28 protein-coding genes and 2 other annotated features are annotated in these 24853 nt (G+C 38.9%); of the genes, 27 read left to right on the forward strand and 1 reads right to left on the reverse strand.

Features of this window, described 5'->3' with window-relative positions:
* The first annotated feature begins 32 nt into the window (after positions 1-32).
* The 7 genes from EW028_RS07550 to EW028_RS07580 all read left to right on the forward strand — a co-directional run bounded on the left by EW028_RS07550 (position 33) and on the right by EW028_RS07580 (position 6668).
* The gene (locus EW028_RS07550; protein WP_004226624.1) at positions 33-860 is read left to right on the forward strand and encodes a cytochrome C assembly family protein; all 828 of its coding nucleotides are present in this window, start codon (positions 33-35) and stop codon (positions 858-860) included.
* Positions 861-878: 18 nt separating this feature from the next.
* Positions 879-1811: a hydroxymethylbilane synthase gene (hemC, locus tag EW028_RS07555; RefSeq protein ID WP_131520471.1), complete on the forward strand. Its 933-nt coding sequence runs from the start codon at positions 879-881 to the stop codon at positions 1809-1811.
* Complete coding sequence (locus tag EW028_RS07560) at positions 1801-2562, forward strand: uroporphyrinogen-III synthase (RefSeq protein ID WP_131520472.1); 762 nt, start codon at positions 1801-1803, stop codon at positions 2560-2562. Before hemC ends, EW028_RS07560 begins: the two co-directional genes overlap by 11 nt.
* On the forward strand, positions 2559-3539 hold the full coding sequence (gene hemB / locus EW028_RS07565) for a porphobilinogen synthase (RefSeq protein WP_131520473.1): 981 nt from the start codon (positions 2559-2561) through the stop codon (positions 3537-3539). Before EW028_RS07560 ends, hemB begins: the two co-directional genes overlap by 4 nt.
* Positions 3540-4832, forward strand: coding sequence for a glutamate-1-semialdehyde 2,1-aminomutase (hemL, locus tag EW028_RS07570; RefSeq protein WP_131520474.1), 1293 nt, complete (start codon positions 3540-3542; stop codon positions 4830-4832).
* 544 nt (positions 4833-5376) lie between these two features.
* Complete coding sequence (locus EW028_RS07575) at positions 5377-5823, forward strand: SRPBCC family protein (protein WP_131520475.1); 447 nt, start codon at positions 5377-5379, stop codon at positions 5821-5823.
* Positions 5824-5993: 170 nt separating this feature from the next.
* Complete coding sequence (locus tag EW028_RS07580) at positions 5994-6668, forward strand: valyl-tRNA synthetase (RefSeq protein ID WP_193767341.1); 675 nt, start codon at positions 5994-5996, stop codon at positions 6666-6668.
* On the opposite strand, the gene EW028_RS07585 is transcribed toward EW028_RS07580, so the two are convergent.
* Entirely contained in the window at positions 6645-6851 is a 207-nt protein-coding gene (locus EW028_RS07585; protein WP_225340386.1) for a hypothetical protein, read from the reverse strand. The two genes, EW028_RS07580 and EW028_RS07585, sit on opposite strands and share 24 nt — an antisense overlap.
* A gap of 90 nt (positions 6852-6941) precedes the next feature.
* Positions 6942-7199 (forward strand) — a binding site (T-box leader).
* 80 nt (positions 7200-7279) lie between these two features.
* Between EW028_RS07585 and EW028_RS07590 the strand changes: the two genes are divergently transcribed.
* The 20 genes from EW028_RS07590 to EW028_RS07685 all read left to right on the forward strand — a co-directional run bounded on the left by EW028_RS07590 (position 7280) and on the right by EW028_RS07685 (position 24850).
* Positions 7280-9925 (forward strand): valine--tRNA ligase, encoded by a 2646-nt coding sequence (locus EW028_RS07590; RefSeq protein ID WP_131520477.1) that lies wholly within the window; start codon positions 7280-7282, stop codon positions 9923-9925.
* A gap of 263 nt (positions 9926-10188) precedes the next feature.
* Positions 10189-10587: a hypothetical protein gene (locus tag EW028_RS07595; protein WP_131520478.1), complete on the forward strand. Its 399-nt coding sequence runs from the start codon at positions 10189-10191 to the stop codon at positions 10585-10587.
* A 134-nt stretch (positions 10588-10721) separates the two neighbouring features.
* Complete coding sequence (locus EW028_RS07600; protein WP_193767348.1) at positions 10722-12002, forward strand: bifunctional folylpolyglutamate synthase/dihydrofolate synthase; 1281 nt, start codon at positions 10722-10724, stop codon at positions 12000-12002.
* Entirely contained in the window at positions 11999-13249 is a 1251-nt protein-coding gene (locus EW028_RS07605) for a bifunctional folylpolyglutamate synthase/dihydrofolate synthase (protein WP_131520480.1), read from the forward strand. The genes EW028_RS07600 and EW028_RS07605 overlap by 4 nt, the downstream gene beginning before the upstream one ends.
* A gap of 167 nt (positions 13250-13416) precedes the next feature.
* Positions 13417-14061: a hypothetical protein gene (locus EW028_RS07610; protein WP_131520481.1), complete on the forward strand. Its 645-nt coding sequence runs from the start codon at positions 13417-13419 to the stop codon at positions 14059-14061.
* A 98-nt stretch (positions 14062-14159) separates the two neighbouring features.
* Complete coding sequence (locus tag EW028_RS07615) at positions 14160-14753, forward strand: Maf family protein (RefSeq protein ID WP_131520482.1); 594 nt, start codon at positions 14160-14162, stop codon at positions 14751-14753.
* 33 nt (positions 14754-14786) lie between these two features.
* The gene (radC, locus tag EW028_RS07620; protein WP_175400705.1) at positions 14787-15458 is read left to right on the forward strand and encodes a RadC family protein; all 672 of its coding nucleotides are present in this window, start codon (positions 14787-14789) and stop codon (positions 15456-15458) included.
* 581 nt (positions 15459-16039) lie between these two features.
* Positions 16040-17059 (forward strand): rod shape-determining protein, encoded by a 1020-nt coding sequence (locus EW028_RS07625; RefSeq protein WP_004226654.1) that lies wholly within the window; start codon positions 16040-16042, stop codon positions 17057-17059.
* A gap of 13 nt (positions 17060-17072) precedes the next feature.
* Positions 17073-17987, forward strand: coding sequence for a rod shape-determining protein MreC (gene mreC / locus EW028_RS07630; RefSeq protein WP_048395155.1), 915 nt, complete (start codon positions 17073-17075; stop codon positions 17985-17987).
* A complete protein-coding gene (gene mreD / locus EW028_RS07635; protein WP_004226656.1) occupies positions 17987-18511 on the forward strand; it encodes a rod shape-determining protein MreD in 525 nt (174 codons plus the stop codon). The genes mreC and mreD overlap by 1 nt, the downstream gene beginning before the upstream one ends.
* Positions 18512-18538: 27 nt before the next feature.
* Positions 18539-19207: a septum site-determining protein MinC gene (gene minC, locus EW028_RS07640; RefSeq protein ID WP_131520483.1), complete on the forward strand. Its 669-nt coding sequence runs from the start codon at positions 18539-18541 to the stop codon at positions 19205-19207.
* Position 19208: 1 nt separating this feature from the next.
* Positions 19209-20006 carry a septum site-determining protein MinD gene (gene minD, locus EW028_RS07645; RefSeq protein WP_131520484.1) on the forward strand — a complete coding sequence of 266 codons (798 nt, stop codon included), beginning with the start codon at positions 19209-19211 and terminating at the stop codon, positions 20004-20006.
* Positions 20007-20099: 93 nt separating this feature from the next.
* Complete coding sequence (locus EW028_RS07650) at positions 20100-20654, forward strand: peptidoglycan DD-metalloendopeptidase family protein (protein WP_016991889.1); 555 nt, start codon at positions 20100-20102, stop codon at positions 20652-20654.
* Entirely contained in the window at positions 20644-21255 is a 612-nt protein-coding gene (locus EW028_RS07655; protein WP_131520485.1) for a zinc metalloprotease, read from the forward strand. Before EW028_RS07650 ends, EW028_RS07655 begins: the two co-directional genes overlap by 11 nt.
* A gap of 45 nt (positions 21256-21300) precedes the next feature.
* Positions 21301-21378 (forward strand) — a sequence feature (ribosomal protein L21 leader region).
* Between the two features lie 14 nt (positions 21379-21392).
* Positions 21393-21701 carry a 50S ribosomal protein L21 gene (rplU, locus tag EW028_RS07660; RefSeq protein WP_004226667.1) on the forward strand — a complete coding sequence of 103 codons (309 nt, stop codon included), beginning with the start codon at positions 21393-21395 and terminating at the stop codon, positions 21699-21701.
* 16 nt (positions 21702-21717) lie between these two features.
* The gene (locus EW028_RS07665; RefSeq protein ID WP_016991891.1) at positions 21718-22074 is read left to right on the forward strand and encodes a ribosomal-processing cysteine protease Prp; all 357 of its coding nucleotides are present in this window, start codon (positions 21718-21720) and stop codon (positions 22072-22074) included.
* Entirely contained in the window at positions 22071-22370 is a 300-nt protein-coding gene (gene rpmA, locus EW028_RS07670; RefSeq protein ID WP_016991892.1) for a 50S ribosomal protein L27, read from the forward strand. Before EW028_RS07665 ends, rpmA begins: the two co-directional genes overlap by 4 nt.
* Positions 22371-22547: 177 nt before the next feature.
* Complete coding sequence (locus EW028_RS07675; protein WP_131520486.1) at positions 22548-23075, forward strand: Spo0B domain-containing protein; 528 nt, start codon at positions 22548-22550, stop codon at positions 23073-23075.
* Between the two features lie 5 nt (positions 23076-23080).
* Entirely contained in the window at positions 23081-24370 is a 1290-nt protein-coding gene (gene obgE, locus EW028_RS07680; protein WP_054550027.1) for a GTPase ObgE, read from the forward strand.
* Between the two features lie 24 nt (positions 24371-24394).
* The gene (locus EW028_RS07685) at positions 24395-24850 is read left to right on the forward strand and encodes an ACT domain-containing protein (RefSeq protein WP_004226679.1); all 456 of its coding nucleotides are present in this window, start codon (positions 24395-24397) and stop codon (positions 24848-24850) included.
* Positions 24851-24853: the final 3 nt, after the last annotated feature.

The raw sequence follows: 24853 nt of genomic DNA on the forward strand, positions 1-24853 counted from the left end.
TTATTAATTTCACGACAAAGAAGGGATGTCTATTGGCTGATTTGACCATGACGAGGCTCTATGAAGTGATGATCGTCTTGTATGCGATCAGTCTAGTTTTTTACTTTACTGATTATTTTTATAAGCAAGTACGTGCAAGACGCATTGCTTTTTGGCTTGTTTCATTTGTATGGATGATTCAAAGTGCCATTATCATTTTAACGTTTGTGGAAACGAAGCGTTTTCCGATTTTATCCTTGTCTGAGGGAATACTTTTTTATTCCTGGTTACTCGTGACGTTATCCATTATCCTTCATTGCATAGCAAGGGTGGATTTACCTGTGTTTATTATTAATATACTAGGATTTTTATTCGCTAGTATCTTTACTTTTATGCCGAAACGTCCTACAGGAGCTGTCGGGGATACTTTAATTTCAGAGATGCTTTTTATTCATATATCATTTGCAATATTGTCTTATGCAGCGTTTACATTAACATTTGTGTTTGCCATTTTGTATCTCGTTCTATATCGATTGCTGAAAAAGAAAAAGTGGTCGCATTTATGGACTAGATTGCCTTCCTTGCAGCAGACAAGCAGCTGGATGAATATTTCATTTTTCATTGGAATTCCGATGTTATTTATAAGTTTAATATTAGGGTTTGAATGGGCACTATTAACATTAGAGAGTCTTTCGATTTTCGATGCGAAAATCATAGGGTCCTTCATTATTTTAATTTTGTATTGTTTTATCCTATATGTGAATCGCAAAAGCAAGCTGACAGGTACAACTTATGCATGGGTACATATTTATGCCTATCTATTAGTTGTTGTAAACTTCTTCTTAGGTAGTAGTTTATCGCGATTCCATTTATGGTATTAGAAGAAAGGTTGGAGACTGTTGAGAAAAATTATTGTAGGTTCTAGGAGAAGTAAATTAGCGCTAACGCAAACAAATTGGTTCATTAATGAATTAAAAGCGGCTGGTGCACCATTCGAATTTGAAGTAAAAGAGATTGTAACAAAAGGTGACCAAATTTTAGATGTACAGCTTTCAAAAGTAGGTGGGAAAGGGTTGTTTGTAAAAGAAATTGAACAAGCCCTTTACGATAAAGAAATTGACTTTGCTGTTCATTCTATGAAAGATATGCCTGCTGTATTGCCAGATGGGCTAGTGATTGGTTGTATTCCACCACGTGAAGATGCTCGTGATGCATTTATTTCGAAAGGGCATGTTAAATTTGCTGACCTTCCTGCGGGAGCAGTCGTTGGGACAAGTTCTTTACGTCGTAGTGCTCAGCTTTTAACAGTACGTCCTGATATCGAAATTAAATGGATTCGTGGCAATGTTGATACACGCTTAGCTAAGCTTGAAACAGAAGAATATGATGCCATTATTTTAGCAGCGGCTGGTTTGAAACGCCTTGGGTGGAGTGATGATGTAGTCACTGAGCTTTTACCTGTCGAACAATGTCTACCAGCTGTAGCGCAAGGCTCTCTTGGCATTGAATGTCGTGCCGATGATGCGGAGCTTTTAGCCGAATTAGGTAAGTTGACTGATTCATTCACTTGGCAAGAAGCACATGCAGAACGTGCATTTTTAGCGGCAATGGATGGTGGTTGTCAAGTTCCGATTGCTGGGTATGCCACTTCAAATGGGGAAGAAATTACATTAACAGGCCTTGTTGCTGCTCCAGATGCATCTGTTGTATATAAGGAAACAGTAGTTGGCACAGATGCACAAAAAATTGGAGAAGAGCTAGCTGCTAGTTTAACAAAACAAGGAGCTTTCGATTTAATTCAGCGTGTAAAGGCAGAGCAAGATGCCCAGTAATTTACCTCTAAAGGGTAAAACCATACTTTTAACAGGCACATCCAAGACAACAACCATTGTCGAAAATATAACAGCTTTAGGTGGACATGCCATCGTAGCCCCATTAATTGAAACTTGTGAACGATTAGATAGCAAGGATCCTGAACTATTAAACCACGCTAAGCAATATGATTGGTTGATTTTCACTAGTCAAAATGCTGTAGAAGCTTTTGCTAGTAAAATGCTTCGACATCAATTTAATGCAAGTCATTTCAAAGGAAAAATAGCTTCCATTGGAACTAAAACAACAACAGCATTAGAAAATTTAGGATTTCAAGTGAGCTTTATGCCTTCCATATTTAGTGCTGATATTTTCGTTAAAGAATTTCCGAGTGTAGCGGGTAATCAACCTAGATGTCTGTTTATTCGAGGAGAAAAGGCGAAAAGTACGTTGAAGGATGGATTGCCTTTTGAATTAAAAGAATGGACAGTCTATGAAACGATAGAACGACATGATCAAACATCTGTTATTGTCAGTTGCATCCAGCAACATCAAAATGTTACAGTGATTTTTGCTAGTCCTTCAGCAGTTGACGTGTATGCAATGGAAGTTGTGCCACATATTGGCTGGGAAGCAGCTCACATTGCAGCCATCGGCCATATTACGGAAGCAGCTCTTGAACAATACGGTGCTACTGTGGATATTATGCCAAGCGTTTATACAATGCAAGCAGTCATCGAAGAAATTATGAAAGTAGGGGACAAATCATGACAAAACTACAATTTCAAAGACACCGTCGTTTGCGTGCCAATGCAACGATGAGATCAATGGTAAAAGAAACATACTTACATAAAGAGGACCTGATCTATCCTATTTTTGTAATAGAAGGCGAAAATATTAAAAATGAAGTACATTCAATGCCTGGCGTTTTTCAATTTTCATTAGATAAACTAGAGGCAGAGGTGGATGAGGTTGTAGCATTAGGTATTCCTGCAGTTATTTTATTTGGCTTGCCAGCTGAAAAGGATGCGGTTGGAACAGGTGCATTTCATGATCATGGCATTGTGCAAGAAGCGACTCGACTCATTAAAAAACGTCATCCTGAGTTGTTAGTCATCGCGGATACATGCTTATGTGAATTTACGGATCATGGACATTGTGGCTTAATTGAGGGCGATCAAATTTTGAATGATCCTTCATTAGATGTTTTAGCTCGCACGGCGATATCACAAGCAAAAGCTGGCGCTGATATCATTGCTCCATCAAATATGATGGATGGCTTTGTAACGGCAATTCGCGCTGGTCTGGATGAAGCTGGTTTTGAACATATCCCGATTATGTCCTATGCAGTCAAATATGCATCCAGTTACTATGGACCTTTCCGTGATGCTGCAGATGGTGCTCCGCAATTTGGTGATCGTAAATCCTACCAAATGGATCCATCAAATCGTCTAGAGGCATTCCGTGAAGCAGAGTCAGATATCGAAGAGGGCGCAGATTTCCTAATTGTCAAGCCTGCCCTTAGCTATTTAGATATTATTCGAGACATGAAAAATAACTATCCATTACCGCTTGTTGCGTATAACGTTTCAGGTGAATATGCAATGATTAAAGCGGCTGCTATAAATGGTTGGATTGAAGAGAAAAAAGTTGTGCTTGAAACATTATTAGGCATGAAACGTGCAGGCTCTGATTTAATCATTACGTATCATGCAAAAGATGTTGCACGTTGGTTGGAGGAGAAATAAATGACACGTTCTTACGAAAAATCAAAACAAGCTTATGCTGAAGCTGTTCAATTAATGCCGGGCGGTGTAAGTAGCCCAGTACGTGCATTCAAATCAGTAAATATGGACCCAATTTTCATGGAATCTGGCCATGGGGCAATCATTAAAGACATTGACGGTAATGAATATATTGATTATGTATTGTCTTGGGGTCCGCTAATTTTAGGACATACACATCCAGAGGTAGTGAAAGCAATTGCAGATACAGCTGCGAAGGGTTCTTCCTTCGGTGCTCCAAGCTATACAGAAAATCGCTTAGCTCAATTAGTATTAGACCGTCTACCAGGAATGGAAATGATTCGCTTTGTATCTTCAGGAACAGAGGCTACTATGTCTGCATTACGTGTAGCTCGTGGTGTGACAGGACGTGATAAGATCTTAAAGTTTGAAGGGTCTTATCATGGTCACGGTGACTCCTTATTGATTAAAGCTGGTTCTGGTGTTGCCACATTAGGCCTACCTGATAGCCCTGGCGTACCTGCAGATATCGCCCGCAATACGTTGACAGTTGCCTATAATGATTTAGAAGGGGCAAAAGTGATTTTCGAGAAATTTGGCACTGAGTTAGCTGCGGTAATTGTGGAGCCAGTAGCAGGAAATATGGGTGTTGTACCTCCACAACCAGGTTTCCTAGAAGGTTTGCGTGCACTTACTGCAGAGCATGGTGCATTATTAATCTTTGACGAAGTTATGACAGGTTTCCGCGTTGATTATGGCTGCGCACAAGGATATTTTGGGGTAACGCCTGATATGACTACTTTAGGTAAAGTAATCGGAGGTGGTCTCCCTGTAGGCGCATTCGCTGGGAAAAAAGAAATTATGGAGCAAGTAGCACCCGCTGGACCAATTTATCAAGCAGGAACATTATCAGGGAATCCGCTAGCGATGACAGCCGGTTATGAAACGTTATCACGTTTAGACCATGGTACGTATGATTACTTTAAAAAATTAGGAGATCAGCTTGAGGCTGGTTTCCGTGAAGCAGCAACTAAATATAATATCCCGCACACTGTTAATCGTGCAGGCTCTATGATTGGCTTCTTCTTCACGAATGAAGATGTCGTTGATTTTGCTACTGCTAAGACATCAGATTTACAATTATTCGCTGAATATTTCCGTCTAATGGCAGAGGAAGGTATTTTCTTACCACCTTCTCAATTCGAGGGACTATTCATCTCAACAGCTCACACGGAAGAGCACATTGCGACAACAGTGGCAGCATTCCATAAAGTATTTGCACAGTTAGCGCAATAAAATTTGATAGAGCATGCTAGAGTTTTTTCTAGCGTGCTCTTCTGCTGTTAAAAAACAAAACCATCACGAGAATTTTTGCGAAAGGTGAAAATGTTTCCGTTGTAGGCTACTTGCTTTCCTGTGGCCTCATCTCTTTAGCTATCCCACGGGAGTCAAGCACCTTCCGCTCCACCTCATAAATTTTCTTTATAGCAAAGGTTTTCAAATAAAGTGAAAGTGTTCACTACTCATTTTATGGAGAGGTGTTGTCACTCACGAACGCCCCCCTGGATAGGACGCTGGCGGAAAGGAAATCAACCCTCGCCTTGTAAATTGCTTTATATCCCATTGACATTACCTTTTTTAATGGATTAAGCAGTAGGCATTATAGTGCTTGAGGAATACATGAGCAAAAAGGAATAATAGCATATATTTACTAGTAAGTAAGCTCAACTATACTGGATGAAGGACCTGCTTTTGTCAAAATTACATCTTTCAGCATAGCCAAATTGTGGGCGATATCGTTTATAATATAGCTATTCATAAAAGAAAGTAGTGAATTGATATGGCAACAGGCACACACACGGTCGAGGTACCCGTAGGGATTGAACATGTATGGGATTTCGTTAGTGATATGGAAAAATGGGCAAAGCTTGTCCCTGGTTATAATGCACATGAAATGATTGATGAGAAACACTCCACTTGGACTTTTAAAGGCAATGTTGGCGTTCTGAAAAAAACAGTTGAAGTAGAAATTACAATCTTAGAATGGTTAGCACCATCAAAAGTTACATTTGAATTAAAGGGTCTTTCTGATAACTTCACAGGAAATGGCTATTTCCTCGCAGAAAGTATTGACGCTGAAAATACTAAAATGACAGGATTCTTAGAAGTCATTGCGGGCGGGTTAGCTGGCCCTGTTCTAAATCCGATTTTTAAACCGATCGTTCCAAAGGCAACACAAATGCTAACAGATCGTGTAGCTAATAAAATTAAATTAGTAAATGTTTAATGATACGAACAACCATGGGAATGGCATGCTAGACTAATACTTCTAGCATGCCATTTTTTTAGTAGTATCTATTTTTAACTATGTTCAAATGGCAACACCCTAGCATACTATCCTTCGAATCGTCATATGATGCAAAGGGAGGGATTATTATCGAACACAAAACTTGGAATATGCGCGAAACATTTTGTTTTCCTGGATATGGCTGCCCAACTGAAATAGCAGCTGTTCAAATTAAGCCACAGTGGCAGGCAATGCAGTTAGAGGATTCTTTGCGACTTATGGGCATCTATCATATCACCGCACACGTTCGCTTTGATTTTCAAGATATGCAAGCATTTGCAGAAAATGAAGACTTAATTACAATTGATGCCCTTGATATTCAAGGAGATACTGGTTATTTTGAGTATGCCGTTCCTTTACATGTGGATTTACCAAAGGAATCCGATGTCAAAGATTTAATGGTCAAGGATATTCGCCCTAGTCTGACAAATCAGATGTGTCAGCTTGAGTGGACAGTCACAAGTGCTTTCAATGAATATGAACCTGTTGTTGAAAAAGATGTGTTAGACAATCCGCACCTATCAACACATGCTTTCGAACAAGAGGAGACATTAGCTGCAATTGAAGAAAGTGTTCAAGTGAAACAACCTGCCGCAGTAGCAGCAGCTTCACGCCAAGAGAATTCTACAACAGTTGAGCAAAAAGCTGTATTAAGAGAATCCTCAAGCCATATTGTTGTACGCGAATCCAGTACTTGGCATGAAGTGCCTTCTATGATTTGGGATCTAACAGAAGAATATACACCGCTTAAAGTTCGTGTTTCAAATGATATCTTTCAAAAGTAAATAGCAGAGAAGTAGCAGGAGTAATAAGAAGACTAAATCACCTGATGTTGGCACAATAATGACACGGATAAACTGAAAAGCACAAATCGGCACGATGATGGTTCTGCAATAAAAACGAACTTGTCGTAGCCAAGGTGGTAAAAGCCAAGGGTTATACTTGCGTCGTCGCATTTGAATTGTCACTTCCTTTTCTATTTACTTTCCTCTTACTAAAAGATGACTAAATCACTTGAAAAATGACTCGATCCTGCGGTACAATAAGGAAAATCAAATACAGATGCTATGATAGGGAAGAGTAAATTTTGACTACATTTTCAGAGAGGAAACGGTAGCTGAGAAGTTTCTATTTGTACGAAATTGAAGGTAGCCCTTGAGCAGCTTTAGTGAACTAAAAGTAGTTAAAGCCGGTTAAACACCGTTACCGAATTGAGAGCCAGTAGAATAGGCTGAGAAAATATGTTTTTTAACATTTATCTTAACCCTGCTGGAATTAAAGGTGGTACCGCGAACTAAAACTCCTTCGTCCTTTTAGACAAGAGGAGTTTTTTTATTGGGTAAAAAAAAAAATAGTTTTCTTTACCAACAATTTTCAAACAATAGGAGGAGTCAATATGACAGAAAACATTTCAATGCCAACTAAATATGACCCACAGTCCATTGAAGCTGGTCGCTATGAATGGTGGTTACAAGGGAAGTTTTTCGAGGCACAGCCTGAAAGTGGGAAAAAGCCCTATTCAATCGTTATTCCACCACCAAACGTAACAGGTAAATTACACCTTGGTCATGCTTGGGATACAACACTACAAGATATCCTCATTCGTATGAAACGCATGCAAGGCTATGATGCCCTATGGTTACCAGGTATGGACCATGCTGGTATAGCAACACAGGCAAAAGTAGAAGCCAAGCTGCGTGAGGATAATATTACACGTTATGATTTAGGACGTGAAAAATTCCTCGAAAAAACATGGGAATGGAAAGAAGAGTATGCTGGACATATTCGTGATCAATGGGCAAAGCTTGGTCTTGGATTAGATTATACACGTGAACGTTTCACATTAGATAAAGGTCTTTCAGATGCGGTAAAAACAGTTTTTGTTCAGTTATATGAAAAAGGTTTAATTTATCGTGGTGAACGTATTATCAACTGGGACCCAGCAGCAAAAACAGCATTATCTGATATCGAGGTAATTTATCAGGATGTGCAAGGTGCCTTCTATCATATGAAATATCCATTAGCTGATGGCTCTGGCTATGTAGAAGTTGCTACAACACGTCCCGAAACAATGCTTGGTGACTCTGGGGTAGCTGTTCACCCGAACGATGAGCGTTATCAGCACTTAATTGGTAAAAACGTTATTTTACCGATTGTAGGTCGTGAAATTCCAATTGTTGCTGATGAGTACGTTGATATGGAATTTGGTACTGGGGTTGTAAAAATGACACCAGCCCATGATCCGAACGACTTTGAAGTTGGTAATCGTCATAATCTAGAGCGCATTCTAGTAATGAATGAAGACGGCACAATGAATGATCTTGCTGGCAAATATAAAGGAATGGATCGCTTCGAATGCCGCAAGCAAATTGTTGCTGATTTACAAGAAGCAGGTGTGTTAATTCGCATTGAAGAGCATATGCATTCAGTAGGACACTCTGAACGTTCTGGTGCTGTTGTTGAGCCATATCTTTCAGCACAATGGTTCGTTAAAATGCAACCACTTGCTGATGCTTCCCTAGAGCTGCAAAAGGACGAAGAAGGGAAAGTAAACTTTGTTCCTGCTCGTTTTGAAAACACATATTCCCGCTGGATGGAGAATATACGCGATTGGTGTATTTCTCGTCAATTATGGTGGGGCCATCAAATCCCAGCCTGGTACCATAATGAAACAGGCGAAATATACGTAGGTAAAGAAGCCCCAGCAGATGCAGAAAACTGGACGCAAGATGAAGATGTACTAGATACATGGTTCTCTTCAGCACTATGGCCGTTTTCTACTATGGGTTGGCCAGATGAAGCAAATGAAGAATATAAACGTTATTATCCAACAAATACATTAGTAACAGGCTATGATATTATTTTCTTCTGGGTTTCTCGAATGATTTTCCAAGGTCTTGAGTTTACAGATCAACGTCCATTTAAAGATGTGCTAATTCATGGTTTAGTACGTGATGGTGAAGGGCGTAAAATGAGTAAATCACTTGGCAATGGTGTTGATCCAATGGATGTCATTGAACAATACGGTGCAGATTCATTACGCTACTTCTTAGCTACTGGTTCATCACCTGGTCAAGATTTACGCTATACAACTGAAAAAGTTGAAGCAGTATGGAACTTTGCCAATAAGATTTGGAATGCATCACGTTTTGCGCTTATGAATATGGATGGTATGACATATGATGAGATCGATTTAACTGGTGAAAAATCAGTAGCTGACAAATGGATTTTAACGCGCTTAAATGAAACGATTGAACGCGTAACCTCTCTTGCAGAGCGCTATGAATTCGGCGAAGTTGGCCGTGAATTATACAATTTCATTTGGGATGATTTCTGTTCTTGGTATATTGAAATGGCAAAATTACCACTTTACGGGGAGGATGAAGCAGCTAAAAAGACAACTCGATCTATTTTAGCTTACGTACTAGATCAAACAATGCGTCTTTTACATCCATTTATGCCTTTCGTTACAGAAGAAATCTGGCAGCACTTACCACACGAAGGTGAATCTATTACAGTAGCAGCATGGCCAACAGTACGCACAGATCTTCATTTTGCTGATGAAGCAGATAATATGAAGCTCCTAATGGATATTATACGTTCAGTACGTAATATTCGTGCGGAAGTAAATACACCGATGAGCAAAAAAGTACCGTTGTTTATTTCAGCGAAAGATGCAGCAACAGCAGCTGTACTTAAAGATAATCAAGCATATCTAGAAAAATTCTGTAATCCTGACACTTTAACAATTGGTGAAGGTTTAGAGGCTCCAGGACAATCAATGACCGCTGTTGTGACAGGAGCACAGGTATTCCTGCCTCTTGTTGGACTAATCAATCTTGAGGAAGAAATTGCCCGTCTTGAAAAAGAATTAGAGAAATGGGCAAAAGAAGTAAAGCTTGTTACAGGTAAATTATCGAATGAGAAGTTTGTATCGAAAGCACCGGAAGCGTTAGTCAACGCAGAACGTGAGAAATTAGCAGATTACGAAAGCAAGCATGCAGTTGTGTTAAAACGTTTAGAAGAATTAAAAAATATGTAAAGACGAAGCGATGGATGACGAAAAAGTCATCCATTGCTTTTTTTATGTAGAGCTAAAGATATACATTGAATTAGGAAAAAATATATAGTATTATTTTAAATAAATTGGTCTAATAGATGATGTTGCTCACTGAAATAATAGGAAACAAAACCTAATTTCATGTTATTGAGCCGTGAAAAACCAAATCTAAGATTGGGAATGGATGTTTTTTGGATAGAGAGTCTTTTTTAGAAAGAAAATAAGAGCTAATGGAGGTGTTGAAAATGTCAGGGAATATAGCAACTATTATTACAAAAGTCAACAAAGCATGTGATGAATTAGACTTTGTAAGCGCGAGAGTATTAATCGAAACGAATCTCTTAAAATTATCAGAAGCAAAGTATTATCGCTTATTGAATACAAGTGGCCGTGTCCTTATTAAGCACATATTAGCAAATAGTAACCCCCAACAGGATAGCCCTAAATTATCGCGAACAGATTTATTAACGATCCAAAAAATTAATGAGTATTGCTCAGATTTTGATATATCGATGCTAAAAAGGACGTTAAAAAACGCTTTTGAATTAGTGCAACGCCCAGATGTCCATCCATTATTAAATAGTGATGCCAAAACTATTTTAAATAATATGGGTGCTTTATTAGGGGCTCACAAGGTACATTAAAATAATATTAGTACGAACACGCAGTTGCTAGCTGCGTGTTTTTTGTATTTTGTCATTTTGCTATGTTATTAAACGTTACTTGTACTAAAATAAAGTTATTGCAGTAAGAAGGAGTGTTTCTTTTGTTTAACACAATGAACGAATGTACAAAATTTATTTTTACATTAAAAGCAGTTGATCATAAACGTGCGCCACTTGTCCTTATGCGAGAAGTACTAGGGCATTTACATGAACCTCACAACAAGCTAAGAGTAATCCATGTAGCAGGTTCAAATGGTAAAGGTTCTACGGTGAACGCATTAAGAGAAATGCTTCAACATGCAGGCTACACTGTAGGGGCATTTACGTCTCCACATTTAGAGCGAGTTAATGAACGTATGACCATTAACGGCCACCAAATTTCGGATGAGCAATTTCTCTACTATTTCAATAAACTTGCGAAAATTATAGAAGAACACTACAATGGCGAATTTCCAAGCTTTTTTGAGGTAGTTACACTCATTATGTTTCAGTATTTTGCACAGGAAGGTGTAGATATAGCTCTTATTGAGACAGGGCTTGGAGGGCGTTTGGATGCGACTAATGTCGTAACGCCACTTTTAGCTATTATTACAACGATCTCGTTAGAGCATACAGCCTTTTTAGGCGACACTTTCGCAAAGGTTGCCGCTGAAAAAGCTGGTATCATCAAGGAAGGCATACCAGTTGTTGTAGGTGTTCATAATGAGGAGGCATTGGCTGTCATTAAAGCCACGGCAGAGGAACGACATGCGACGTGCTATGTTTTAGGTCAAGACTTCATGGTGACAAATAGTTGGCAAAGTACTGACTATCAGCATTTTACATATGAAAAGGACCCTGTCTTGATGAAGGATGTACCATTAAAAATGGCTGGTCAACATCAAATAAATAATGCAAGTTTGGCAATCACAGCCATGTTAACATTACGTCAGCAGGAGGCAATTGTCATTACTAATGAGTCTATTTGTCAAGGACTACAATGTGCGCAATGGGCAGGCCGCTTTGAGCAATGGCCAAATCAAATTGTGCTAGATGGTGCTCATAATTCAGAGGGGACAGCTGCTCTGATCCAAACACTAAAAAATGTCTATCCAAGAAACAATTATCACTTTATTTATGCGGCATTAGCAGATAAAGATCATGCCAACAGTATAGAACTAATGGATGCTGTTGCCACCTCGATCATTTTTACACAAATAGACCTGCCGAATGCAATGCCAGCTGAAAGCTTAGCGATGTTGTCGACTCATGCAAATAAAACGGTTCATACAGAATGGCTAAATAGCCTCCAAACCGTAGTGCGAGAACGCCAAAAAGAGGATATTGTTGTCATTACAGGCTCATTATACTTTATAGCACAAGCTCGACAGTGGCTACAGGAGGAAGGACGATGATCCCAAACTTTGATCATTATAAAGAGAAATGGCAGGTTAAAAGTGATGATATCATTAAACCAGGTCTTACAGCGATTGAAGAGGCTTTATCATATTTAGGTAATCCTGAGCAAACTTTGCGTGTTGTCCACTTAGCGGGTACAAATGGCAAAGGCTCTACGTTAACATTTCTAGAGGCAATTGCACAAGAACATGGCTTACGCGTAGGCAAATTTATGTCACCATGTATCGTTGATGTTCATGACCAAATTCAAATAGCTGGTCAACCTATAACAGAGGCTGAAATGGATCAGGTTTTCCAACAGATACATGAGGCTGGGCTGAGTGGCAAACTAACCGATTTTGAATTGCTGACGGTGGCGGCATTTTTACATTTTGTCAATGGGCAGGTGGATATTGCGCTGATTGAAGCGGGCATGGGTGGTTTATTGGATAGCACAAATGTGGTAACACCTATTGTCTCTATTATCCCAAGTATTGCTTTAGAGCACACAAAGTTTTTAGGGGATACGCTTGAAAGCATTGCACACCATAAAGCAGGTATTATTAAACAACAACGTCCAGTTATTATTGGTGATTTGCCTGGTGAGGCGAAGCGAGTTGTGGATGCAGTAGCCGTTCGAAAAAAAGCCACTCTATTTGCATTAGGTCAGCATTTTGCCATTAAGCAAACAACTGATGGAGAAAGCTATATGAACGACGTGCAGCAGTTCCAGATAACGAACCTGAATCGTTCTATGAAGGGGACACATCAGGGGAACAATATGGCTCTCGCCATTACAGCATTTTTTGAAGTCACGTCAGTATTAGGCGTGTCTATTGATCAAACAGCTATTCGTCAAGCTGTGCAAAAGGCCTCTATTTTGGGACGCTTTGAAGAAATAATGCCTTTCGTTATATTGGATGGTGCGCATAATCCTGCAAGTGCTGAAAAATTAGTAGAAACGATTCAATGTGAATATCCAAATGAGCCGATAACATTTGTCGTTGGCATACTAGCAGATAAAGATATTCAGCAGATTCTCAGACTTCTAGAGCAGGTGAGTGATGACTTTTACTTCGTTGATTTTGCTAATTCACGAGCAATGCCAGCCCATCAAATGGTCAAACTTTCTCATGCAACATCGAAAACAACCTTGGTAGACTATACATCCTTTATACAGGCACAATCACATAGACAGCAGAGAACCATTGTAGCAGGCTCGTTATACTTATTAACAGAGGTTCGTCATAGATTAAAACAATGAAAAAACTAGGGCTCTTGAAAGTGAGTCCTAGTTTTTTTATAGCTGCAAATTTAGATTGTAATGAGTCCCGTATCAAAAAATAATAAATTCGCATTTACCCTATGGAATGTACATATAATATCATATGATGTTGGCATAGATAGGTGGAAGGATGAGGTGATAGTTGAATGAAAATTGTAAGTCATGTGATGAAAAAACAAATATTTCGAGCAATGATTATTGGTGGATTTGTTGGACTATTAGGTGTAGCAATTTTTCTGGGCGTTTTACAAGCCAGCACACAATTACCTTTAAATAAAAATGGTAGTGAAGTGGCAAATAATCAATCACAAACAGAAACGATTCCAACTGCCGGAGAGACAACCAATACATCTAATGCATCGATGTTTTATGCAAGCCAAGCCGGCGTGTATTCAAACTATGAGAGCGCAAGTTCATTTGTTGCTGAGTATCCTGCCTTAAAAGAGAGCGCGATCGTTCAAGTTGATGACAAGTTTTATGTGTGGACAAGCATGGTGACGGAGGAAAGTCAGCTAAAATTTTTACAGGACCCCGCAACCTTTAAAAAGGCATTTAGCGTCAGTGGTGAAAGCTGTAAAGAACCTACCTTGGCAGAAATACCAACTGCTTTAGCAGATAAAAATGCCGCAAAATTAAATTTTAAGGAAAATGGCAAGGACTCAACGCTACCTGAGGATTGGCAGTCCATTGGCGCAGCGGCCTCTACTATTTCCAACGATATCAACATCATTCGTCTGCATGTTTTTGCACATTACCAATCTAAAAATACGTGTCTTCAAGTGAAGTTTTAACAATAAATAATAATGAAATCTTCATTATCTTGTTTTTTTGAAAATTTTCAAATTGTGCATTCTTCTGTATCATAAGGATAAGGAGGAATGATCAGATAATGTTAAAAACAAATCATAAGCTTGTCCTTGCTTCTGCTTCCCCTAGGCGCAAGGAATTGCTTAACATGCTAGCACTCCCGTTTGAAGTCTTGACAAGTGAAGTGGAAGAAACAAGTGTACAAGCTCATACAATGCAGGATTATGTAAAAGGGGTAGCTTTATTGAAGACGCGTGATGTAGCCAAAAAAGCAGCTAATGCCACGATTATTGGTGCAGATACAATCGTTGTTTACAATCAAGAGCTACTACATAAACCTAAAACGCGTGAGGAAGCTATTTCTCACTTATTACGTTTGTCAGATAACAAACATAGTGTGATGACTGCGGTCGCTATAATCGAACCGAATGGAAAGGAAACGACCTTTGTGGAAGAGACTACAGTTGTTTTCCACCGTCTATCACAGGAATTAATCGAAGCATATGTAGATTCAGGAGATCCTTTTGATAAAGCGGGTGGTTATGGCATTCAAACGATTGGTACACTATTAGTTAAACGAATTGAAGGAGATTATAACAACGTTGTAGGTCTACCACTTGCAGCTTTGTTTTCGCAATTGGTGGATCTACAGATAGTCCAATTTGCGAAGGAGTGAACATTTTTGCTAGAAGACGCTTTACCAACTTTGATGATACGTGATGTCAATATAGAGGATCGCCCCCGTGAACGGCTATTACGACAAGGAGCTGAGAGTTTATCGAATCAAGAGCTACTCGCTATTTTATTGAGGACAGGCACAAAGGAAGAATCTGTGCTTGTTCTTGCAAATAGGGTGTTAAATGTTTTTGAACGACTCCATCATTTGAAGCATGCAACCATCGAAGAAATGATGGCGATTAAAGGAATTGGCGAGGTGAAAGCTATTCAATTAATGGCTGCCGTTGAACTTGGTAGAAGACTGGCTCAAAAACATAATGATGAGAAATTCACAATACGTTCTCCGCAAGATGCAGCAACTTACTTAATGCCTGATATGACGTCGCTTAATCAGGAGCACTTTGTAGTCCTTTTTTTAAATATAAAAAATCAAATTATTCATAAGCAGACGATTTTCATTGGCAGTTTAAATGCTTCCATTGTTCATCCTAGAGAAATATTTCGAGAAGCTGTCAAAAGGTCTGCCGCTTCTATTATATGTGCCCACAACCATCCAAGTGGTGTGCCAACACCGAGCACGGAGGACATTGAAGTAACAAAGCGAATTGTTGAAGCAGGCTATATTATTGGAATAGAGTTAATAGATCACGTCATCATCGGCGATCATCAATATATTAGTTTAAAGGAAAAAGGATATTTTTAACTCTGCATACAATATGCAGAGTTTTTTATGATGAATCCATTTGTTGTTTAGAAGATGCTATTACTATAAATGGCCTTAATTATAGCCAATCCTAAAAATTTTTTGTATTTTTTTGTGGTATATTGGCGAACCTTTTTTCTTACATAACGTTAATGTATTCATAGAAAAGCAATTATCTTCACAAAAATTGGTAGCCTGATACACATTGTCTTATGGGAATAAAAATTATATGCTAATCTATACGTACTATTTTTAGTTTAAGAGGGAATTAAAATAGTATCTTTTCTGTGAGATGAAGTATGTGATACTACAAATTCTTGCGTTTTTCCGTTATAATGAACGGTATGAATTTTATCTTTATTCAGGGAGGACTCCCATCAAAATTGGTGGTGAGGTGAATGAGTGTGTAGTTTTTTCATAGGTGTAAACTACCAACTGATGGAGATAAAAAAATTTGACAGATGTTATGGACGTTGAAAGGAGTCAATTGTGTATGTACACAATTCAATTTCCTATACATTGTCGTCAAATATATTGGATGTCAACGAAAGTATGGCTTATATAGAAAGGGAGTACACAATTTGTTTGGACTAGGAAGCAAAGATGTCGGGATTGACCTCGGCACAGCGAATACATTAGTGTTTATTAAAGGAAAGGGAATCGTATTACGTGAACCTTCAGTTGTAGCAAAAAATACAAAAACAGGGGATATTGTTGCCGTTGGTAATGATGCGAAAAATATGATTGGTCGAACACCTGGCTCAATCGTAGCAATTCGTCCAATGAAAGATGGCGTTATTGCTGACTTCGATATTACAACAGCAATGATTGAGTATTATTTAAAAGAAGCATGTAAAAACTCTGGAGGCAACTGGAAAAAACCAAATGTTATGATTTGTGTACCTTATGGTATTACTTCAGTGGAGCAGCGTGCTGTTATTGATGCTGCACGCCAAGCAGGTGCAAAAGAGGCGTTCACAATCGAAGAGCCATTTGCAGCAGCAATCGGTTCAAATCTTCCTGTATGGGATCCTACAGGGTCAATGGTTGTTGATATCGGTGGAGGTACAACAGAAGTTGCCGTTATTTCTTTAGGTGGTATTGTAACGAGTGAATCTGTACGTGTTGGTGGTGATGCAATGGATCAATCCATCATTTCGTATATCCGTAAAACGTATAATTTAACAATTGGTGAACGTACAGCGGAAGCCGTGAAAATGGAAATTGGTACTGCATTGGCAGAAGGACCAGAAGCACGAATGGATATTAGAGGTCGTGACCTGTTAACAGGATTACCGAAAACAATCGAAATTTCTTCACAGGAAATTTCTGAATCCTTACGTGAAGCGGTTGCCTCTATTATTGACGGTGTTCGTAAAACATTAGAACAAACACCTCCAGAATTATCTGCTGATGTAATGGAGCGCGGTATTGTATTAACTGGTGGTGGGGCACTGCTAACAAACTTAGACAAAGTAATCAGCCAAGAGACAAATATGCCAGTATTCATTGCAGAAGATCCTTTAGACTGTGTAGCGATTGGTACAGGTAAGGCATTAGATCATATCGACTTAATTCGTCAACAACAAGTTAAAGGGTAAGGAGGTTTAGGCAATGCCACACTTTTTTTTCAATAAGAAAGTAATTTTGCTGCTCATAGGCATGGTTTTTCTTGTGGCATTGATTAGCTTCTCATTACGTGATCGGACGAATGCAACTTTACCAGAGCAAATTATTAAAGATACTGTCGGTTTCGCACAATCGCTTGTTGCGAAGCCGGCGAATTATATTAATGGTGTTTTTAATAGTATTGACTCCCTCTTAAACACGTACGAAGAAAATAAACGTTTGAAAGCACGCTTAGAAGATTTTGCAGTTGTACAAGCTGAGGCTACGGATTTAAAATCAGAGAATAACAAGCTTCGAGAGCTTTTGGATAAAACTGAGAGCTTAAAGGCATTTAATCCAATTCAAGCAACAGTGATTGCTAGAAATCCTGACCAGTGGGAAGAGAAAATTATTTTAGATAAAGGGTCTTCTCATGGAGTCAAAAAAAATATGGCAGTTATGACCGCGAAAGGGTTAGTGGGGAAAATTACCCTAGTTACACCTTTCACATCTGAGGTAGAGCTTTTAAATACAAATAATCCAAACTATCGTGTTTCCGCGATGGTGCTAGGAGAAAAAGAAGCATACGGTTTAATCGAGGGCTTTGATGAAGAACGTAATGAACTCATTATGAAGCGAATCGATTCTAGCATGAAGGTGAAAGAAGGCGAGCAAGTAGTTTCTTCAGGTCTTGGTGGTATTTTCCCTAAGGGAGTGCCGATAGGAGAAATTACGGAAGTTAGTACAGATGACTTTGGTTTAACGAAAATGGCGTATGTCAAACCATCTGCTGATTTTTCAATTTTAGAGCATGTTGTGATTGCCAAGCGAACATCCACAAGTATTGATGGTTCAGATGGCAATGCAACGAATGAGGATTTATCGAATCCGCAAGAGGCGAGTGAAGAGGAGGCGGAGTGATGGTTCGATTTCTCATTCCCTCTGTAGCGGTTTTACTATTCCTGTTAGAACCAGAATTTGCTATGCTTTCCCCGATTGAAATTAAAGGGGAAGTCTATTTTCTGGTACCGCGTTTTTTAATCTTATACCTTATTTTTATATCCATCTATTACAGCCGTCAACGTGCGGTAATGTATGGACTTTTTTTTGGTGTCTTGTATGATGTGTTTTACATTGATATTATTGGATTATATTCAGTACTTTATCCACTTATATGTTTTTTGGCAGGGTCTATCGTGAAAGTTATACATCAGCACTTAGTTGTAACAACTACAATTTCAGTTGTACTAGTAGCGATTTTAGAATTTATTCTCTATCAATTCTTTTTCCTAATCGATTTTACAGCAATTCCTTTAGCGGATTTCTTACGTTCACGACTACTACCAACAATCATTGCGAATGCTTTATTTTTAATGATTCTTGGGTGGGCCTTCAAGTATCTAATTAATGCGCGTGTCTTACAGAGAGCACGTGAGGTTTCTTAACAAAGAACAACGTGAGGTGAGGCATTCATGAAAAAACAGTTAGTTAATATGAAGGGAACGAAGGACGGTTTTGTACTACGCCTAGACGACCAATGTGCGTATAGTGAACTAGTGGAAGAATTAAAGAATAAGGTTTTAGAGGGCGGTATCGATGGTAAAGTTGATGTACAATTATACTTAGGCTATCGATACTGTACTGAAGAACAATTAAATGAACTTATAAAAATTATAGAAGAAACAGAACAGCTTATTGTATCGAAGGTGCAAAGTGAAGTACTGACTGTCCACGAGAGCAACCAGAAGATGTTTGAAAGCCAACAAGATACATATATAGGAGTGGTCAGATCAGGACAAATTCTGCGTTCATCTGGGGATATTACCATCATAGGAAATGTCAATCCAAACGGTCGTGTTGAGGCTGGAGGTAATGTATATGTCCTAGGTAGACTTAAAGGGATTGCACATGCTGGTATGCAAGGCAATAAAGAAGCAATTATTGCAGCATCTCGATTTGAAGCCACGCATATCATGATTGCCGATCAAGTTCAGGTAATGTCAGATGAACATGTAAAAGCGATAAATCAAGTAGAAATGACTTGTGCATTTATTGGCTACGATGGACGCATTACGTACGATCAAATTCATGCCTTAAAAAATATTCGACCATTGTTAAATGTGTCTAAGGGAGGAAGCTAGTGTGGGAGAAGCGATCGTCATAACTTCAGGTAAAGGCGGTGTCGGTAAAACAACGACAACGGCTAACCTTGGGACTGCATTGGCTCTACAAGGTAAAAAAATATGTTTAGTGGATACGGATATTGGCCTACGTAATTTAGATGTGATTTTAGGCCTTGAAAATCGTATTATTTATGACCTAGTTGATGTGGTGGAAGGACGCTGTAAAATTCATCAAGCATTGATTAAGGATAAACGCGTAGATGAGAAACTATTTTTATTACCTGCTGCTCAAACAACAGATAAAAATGCTGTTACCCCTGAGCAAATGAAGAGCTTAGTAGAGGAATTGAAAAGAGATTATGATTATGTATTAATCGATTGCCCAGCGGGAATTGAGCAAGGCTACCGTAACGCTGTTGCTGGTGCAGATCATGCGATTGTTGTCACAACACCTGAAATTTCTGCTGTTCGTGATGCAGATCGTATTATTGGTTTACTGGAGCAGGAAGAGATCACAGCACCTAAACTGATCATTAATCGTATTCGACAACATATGATGAAGAGCGGTGACACACTGGATGTCAATGAAATTACAACTCATTTATCTATTGATTTATTAGGCATTATTATAGACAGTGAAGGCGTCATCTCATCTTCTAATAAAGGTGAACCAATTGTAATGGACCCCTCAAATAAAGCGTCATTAGGCTATCGAAATATTGCCCGTCGTATTCTTGGTGAATCAGTGCCATTAATGGCTATACAAGATGAGCAAAGAGGGATGTTTTCAAAACTTAAAGCCCTTTTCTCAAAATAAATTAAAACCTTTTCGTGCAATTGTACGAGAAGGTTTTTTCTTGTGCATGTTTGGACATGCAATCACATATAGTGAGGAAAAAAGGATGAGGGCTTGTTTAAAAAATGGAAATGGTTTGTCACGATACTTCTTGTGGCGGCGATCATGCTTGTAATTCGTTTAGAGGACCAGGGTGTAGTGGATACACCTGTTCGGAAGCTTGTTACAACCTCTGCTGATTTAACGTATTTAAGTGAGCTCGGACAAAGCTGGTTCGAAAAAGAAAAAGAGACCATCATGGTTTCTAGTGATGTAGGGCAGGCAGATCTTTTAACATTTGCGAATGCCCAAGTATTTAAAGAAGGCTATCTATTGCAGTATGATGTTGGCTTACCTATCTATGCTGGTCAAAATGGATTAGTCGTTTTTACTGGCCATACAAAGTACACAGGTAAGACCATGACCATCAGCTATGAAGATGGTACAACCGTTTCCTATGGTATGTTAGATAGTTTAGCTCAACTACCATACACATCTATTCAAGCAAATGATTTAATTGGCATGAAAGAAGCGGGTCAACTTTATGTGTCCATCGAAAAGGGAGATGCCCATTATGATTTAGAGCAAATTGTGCAATGGCTTGAAACGACGGAGACAAATGAGGATTAAATTACATCTTCTGTGTATCCCTCTCGTATTTGTCATGATTTTTAGTGGCCAGTTAGCCTATTACGCGATCATTCTGTTTTCCTTACTGTGGCATGAGGCTGGTCACTTAATTGCGGCAGTAATGTGTGGAGTGAAGGTGAAATCCTGCGTAATTACACCATACGGGGGAGAAATTCAATTTGAAAATCCAGCGGTTGTGCAAGCTTCGTCACTCCTATGGATTGCATTAGGAGGGCCAATCGCTACGATTATTGGGATTGGCCTCGCTTTTTTTATGCCTGATTTACTCGCTACTAAGCTTATAAATGTACAACTCGTGTTATTGGCTGTAAATATTGTACCCATCATACCGTTAGATGGTGGAAGGATATTGTTAGCCTGCCTATTTTTAAAATATCCAAGAGCTCACGTGATAGAGCTATATTATTGGTTATCATTCATCGTAGCTACTATACTATTACTTGTCACTTTCAAGTTCTTGCCACAATCTATTTTTTTAGCCATCATAAATTTATTCATCTGGTTGCAAGTGTTGAAAGAATGGCGTTATCGAAAATATCGAGTTGCTTTTGAAAAATATGTTATGAATAGATTGACTTGAAAAAAATCGTGTGGTAATATTTTAATGTTATTGTTTGTAGCACCCGTGCTACTACAACCGCTCTGTAAAGGTTTAAGTGTCTAGTAAGATCACCTTATGAAACAGGCGAGTCTGAGTCTAAGAGGAGGTGCAGTAAAATGTACGCAATTATTGAAACTGGTGGTAAACAAGTCAAAGTAGAAGCTGGTCAAGAAATCTATGTTGAAAAATTAGGCGTAGAAGCTGATGAGGTTGTAACTTTTGATAAAGTTTTATTCGTAGGTGGCGAAAACGTTAAAGTTGGCGCTCCATTCGTAGAAGGCGCTACTGTAACAGCTAAAGTTGTTAAAGAAGGCCGTGCGAAAAAAATCGTTGTTTTCAAATTGAAAGCTAAAAAGAACTACCGTCGTAAACAAGGTCACCGTCAACCTTACACAAAATTAGTTGTTGAAGCAATCAACGCTTAATTGTGAGGTATAGCGAATGATACAAGTTACGATTCATCACGATGAAAATAGACATGTGTCAGCATTCGAATTTTCAGGACATGCTGGTTATGATGAATCTGGTAAGGATTTAGTATGTGCAGGAGCATCAACTATAGCCATTGGTACAGTGAATGCTATTTATGCATTATTACAAATTCAGCCAGAAATCGAACAAGCTGCTGAAGGTGGAGGCTATCTCAAGGTAGATTTACCATCAGACATAGAGCCTGAAGTAGATGCAAAACTACAGTTAATTGTTCAAGTAATGACTGCCCAAGTGTATTCTATGGTGCAAAATTACGGACAATACATCCAAATCAACTACAACCAAGTAGGAGGTGGAACTCGATGAAATTATTATTAGCATTAGACCTTCAACTTTTTGCATCGAAAAAAGGGGTAGGTTCTACTAAAAACGGACGTGACTCTGAGTCTAAACGACTTGGTGCAAAACGTGCTGATGGCCAATTCGTAACAGGTGGTTCAATTCTTTACCGTCAACGCGGTACAAAAATTTACCCAGGTACAAACGTAGGTCGTGGTGGTGACGATACACTATTTGCTAAAGTTGACGGCGTTGTTAAATTTGAACGTTTAGGTCGCGATCGCAAACAAGTATCTGTTTATCCAACAACACAAGAAGCTTAATCTTTTATAAGATAACATAAAGCGGAGGACTGCATTTATTGCAGTCCTTTTTTTGGCTACATTTCAAAAAAGCCGATTGGACGCAATGACACCAAGGTATAATTGATTAAAGAATTAAGGGAAAAATACAGCAAAACTTGTTATACTAGTAAGGATAACTTTATTGGAGTGAATGGGATGAACAATCAATCACTAACCATTAGTGAAGTATTACGTTTTGCAAATCATGATTATGTGAATCAACTGCAACTGATTCGCATGAATTTAGATTTAGGTAGAATCGAGGAATCGAAAAAACTTATTCAACATTATTCAGAACAATTACGAGTATTTTCTATCCTCAATCGACTACAATTACCACAAACAATTGAATGGCTTCAAACAGCAGCATGGCGTTACCCATCATTAGCATGGAAGCTAGGCGGTGAGATAAAAAAGCCTGTGACCAATGATATTGATCAGGAAGTTGTAGATTATTTAAACAAAACAGTTATGCATGTTTATGATACATTAGATCCATTTACAGAGCAGATCCTAACGCTTGATGTACGTGTTGACGATCATACATTTGCCGTGACATTCACGCTAAATGGGTTATGGAGTGCTGATGCATTCACCGAAAAAGGTTTGAAACAATTCGACATTCAAACAATTGAGCAGACAACTACACGCTGGCAATATGTCTTGAGTGCAAATAGGGAGTGAACTAAATGTTTGTCGATCACGTAAAGATTTATGTTAAAGGTGGCGATGGCGGAGACGGTATGGTAGCCTTTCGCCGTGAAAAATATGTACCAAATGGTGGTCCAGCTGGTGGAGATGGTGGACACGGTGGTAACGTTGTATTTGAAGTAGAAGAGGGCTTACGAACATTAATGGATTTCCGCTATAAACGCCATTTTAAAGCACCTCGTGGCGAGCATGGGATGAGTAAAGGCATGCATGGTAAAAATGCGGAGGATTTAATTGTTAAAGTACCACCAGGCACAGTGGTTATGAATGAAGAAACAAATGCCGTTATTGCTGACTTAGTCGAGCATGGGCAAAGAGCAGTTATTGCGAAAGCAGGCAGAGGTGGACGAGGTAATTCTCGCTTTGCTACACCTGCCAACCCAGCGCCAGAACTTTCTGAAAAAGGTGAGCCAGGACAAGAATTAAATGTTATATTAGAGTTAAAAGTTTTAGCAGATGTAGGGTTAGTTGGTTTCCCAAGTGTTGGTAAATCAACACTTTTATCTGTTGTTTCCGCGGCAAAGCCAAAAATTGGTGCTTATCATTTCACAACAATTGTACCGAACTTAGGCATGATTGAAACGGATGACCATCGAAGCTTTGCGATGGCTGATTTACCAGGGCTTATTGAAGGAGCACATCAAGGCGTTGGATTAGGTCATCAATTTTTACGACATATCGAACGTACACGCGTTATCGTTCATGTCATTGATATGTCAGGGATGGAAGGCCGCGATCCATATGAAGATTATTTAACAATTAATGAAGAGCTAAAACAATATAATCTTCGTTTAACAGAGCGTCCACAAATTATCGTAGCCAATAAAATGGATATGCCAGATGCAGAAGAGAATTTACAAGCTTTCCGTCAGAAGGTTGGAGAAGACGTTCAAATTTTCCCAATTTCTGCTGTTTCACGTCAAGGTTTAAAAGAGCTACTTTTTGCCATTGCCGATCTATTAGAAGTAACGCCTGAATTCCCACTATATGATGATCTAGAGGAGCAATCAGACGCAACCGTAATGTACAAGCATGAGGCGAAAGGTGAAGATTTCGAAATCACACGTGATGATGATGGTACATTTATTATTAGTGGTTATGCAATTGAGCGTTTATTTAAAATGACGGACTTTAGCCGTGAGGATGGTATACGTCGTTTTGCTCGTCAATTGCGTGCAATGGGTGTGGACGAGGCTCTGCGTGAGCGTGGAGCACAAGATGGCGATACAGTACGCCTACAAGAGTTTGAATTTGAATTTGTCGATTAAGACATGAGTTTTAGGGGGAAGCGTATGAAGAATGTTGCGAATCAGCGATATTATTTAGTTCGTGAGGATGTTTTAACGGATGCAATGCAAAAAACTTTGGAGGCGAAACACTTACTATCAAGTGGTTCAGTATCTTCCATTTGGGATGCGGTAAAGCAGGTGGATTTATCGCGAAGTGCGTTTTACAAATATCGTGATGCGGTTTTTCCTTTTCATTCAATTGTGCAGGAACGCATTTTAACAGTCTTTTTACAGCTTCAAGATAGAAAAGGAACACTTGCCAAGCTTTTAGAAACTGTGACAATTACACATTGTAATGTCTTAACGATTCATCAAACAATCCCTATTCAGGGACGTGCTAATGTTACATTGTCATTAGATGTAACAAGCATGACTTGTGATCTTGATGATCTTATCCAGCAATTAAAACGCTTAGATTTTGTGGAATCAGCGGAAGTGATTAGTTCTGGAGCATTATAAGCA

Source organism: Lysinibacillus sp. OL1, assembly GCF_004332175.1.
GTDB lineage: Bacteria > Bacillota > Bacilli > Bacillales_A > Planococcaceae > Lysinibacillus > Lysinibacillus capsici.